Below are 1,697 nucleotides of genomic sequence, written 5' to 3' on the forward strand. Positions count from 1 at the left end.
AGATGTGTCGACAAGGCGACCCGGTTCGGCGTACGCAGGGGCCGCCCCGCGCCCCTTACCAAAGCGACGCCCGGGATGGCGGCGGGACGGCCCCTGCGTACGCCGAACCGGGTCGCCTTGTCGACACATCTCCCCTACGTCGGGCGGAGGGCGACCGGTCCCGCCGCCGACGACGCGTCTGCCCGACCGCCGTATCCGCCGGCGTAGAGGGCCGCCCGGGGCCCGGTCAGGGCAGCAGGCCCCGCAGCGGGAACGCCGAACGGCGCGCGGCCAGCACCGCCTGGTCCAGCCGGTCCGCCGGATCGTAGCCGTCCTCCCACGGCCGCCAGTCCACCGGCCACCGCCCGTCCGTCATCCGCCCCGGCCCCGACTGCCGGGTGCGCGCGTACACCTGGTCCCGCCACGACGACGGGATCACCGACTCCGGCTCGACCGGCGCGTGCGCCGCGATGCCCACCAGATGCGTCCACGACCGCGGTACGACGTCCACCACGGCGTATCCGCCGCCGCCCAGCGCCACCCAGCGCCCGCCCTCCGCGTGCGCGTGCGCCAGCTCGTGGCACGCCTCCTGCACGGCCCGCTGGGCGTCCAGCGACACCGCCAGATGCGCCAGCGGGTCCTCGAAGTGGGTGTCCGCCCCGTGCTGGGTGACCAGCACCTGCGGCCGGAAGTCCGCCAGCAGCTCCGGCACCACCGCGTGGAACGCCCGCAACCAGCCCTCGTCGCCGGTGCCGGCCGGCAGCGCCACGTTCACCGCGCCGCCCTCCCCCGCGCCGGCCGCGCCGGTCTCCTCCGGCCAGCCGGTGCCCGGGAACAGGGTGCGCGGATGCTCGTGCAGGGAGACCGTCAGCACCCGCGGGTCGTCCCAGAACGCGGCCTGCACGCCGTCCCCGTGGTGCACGTCCACGTCCACGTACGCCACCCGCTCCGCGCCCAGCTCCAGCAGCCGGGCGATGGCCAGCGAGGCGTCGTTGTACACGCAGAAACCGGCCGCCGAACCGGGCATGGCGTGGTGCAGCCCGCCGGCGAAGTTCACCGCGTGCGCGGCCTCGCCGCGCCACACCGCCTCGGCCGCGCCCACCGACTGCCCGGCGATCAGCGCCGAGGCCTCGTGCATCCCGGCGAACGCCGGATCGTCCAACGTGCCCAGCCCGTACGCCTGGTCGGCCTGGTCGGGATCGGCCGACGCCGCCCGCACCGCCGCCACGTAGTCGGCCCGGTGCACCAGCCGCAGGGTGGACTCCCCGGCCGGTTTCGCGGACACCACCTCGGCCTTCCGGTCGAGCTCGTAGGCCCGCACCAACCCCATGGTCAGCGCCAGCCGGACCGGGTCCATCGGGTGACTCGGCCCGAAGTCGTACCCGGTCACCGCTTCATCCCACATCAACAATGTGCGGCCGCTCATGACCGCCACCGTATCGGTCGCCGCCCGCGCCGAACGCCCGGGCGTACCCGACCGCGGCCAGCACCAGCACCATCGGCACCAGCATCGCCCCGCGGTGGCTCCACACCTCCCCCACCGCGCCCACCAGCGGGGCCCCGACCAGGAACCCGACGTAGTTGAAGACGTTCAGCCGTGCCACCTCCGCGTCCCCCCGGGCCGCCGCGAACACCTGCGGCACCAGCACGCTCAGCCCCAGGCCCAGCACCGTGAACCCGGCCACCCCCGCCCACGGCCCCGGCGCCGCGGCCACCAC

Annotated in this window: 1 protein-coding gene and 1 pseudogene; both read right to left on the reverse strand. The window is 75.6% G+C overall.

Features of this window, described 5'->3' with window-relative positions:
* Positions 1–226: 226 nt before the first annotated feature.
* Entirely contained in the window at positions 227–1,405 is a 1,179-nt protein-coding gene (locus C6N75_RS25930) for an acetoin utilization protein AcuC (protein ID WP_181160620.1), read from the reverse strand.
* A pseudogene (locus C6N75_RS25935) lies at positions 1,374–1,697 on the reverse strand (MFS transporter); the annotation flags it as partial. The pseudogene C6N75_RS25935 and the gene C6N75_RS25930, both read right to left, overlap by 32 nt.

Source organism: Streptomyces solincola, from assembly GCF_002982015.1.
Lineage (GTDB): Bacteria > Actinomycetota > Actinomycetes > Streptomycetales > Streptomycetaceae > Streptomyces > Streptomyces solincola.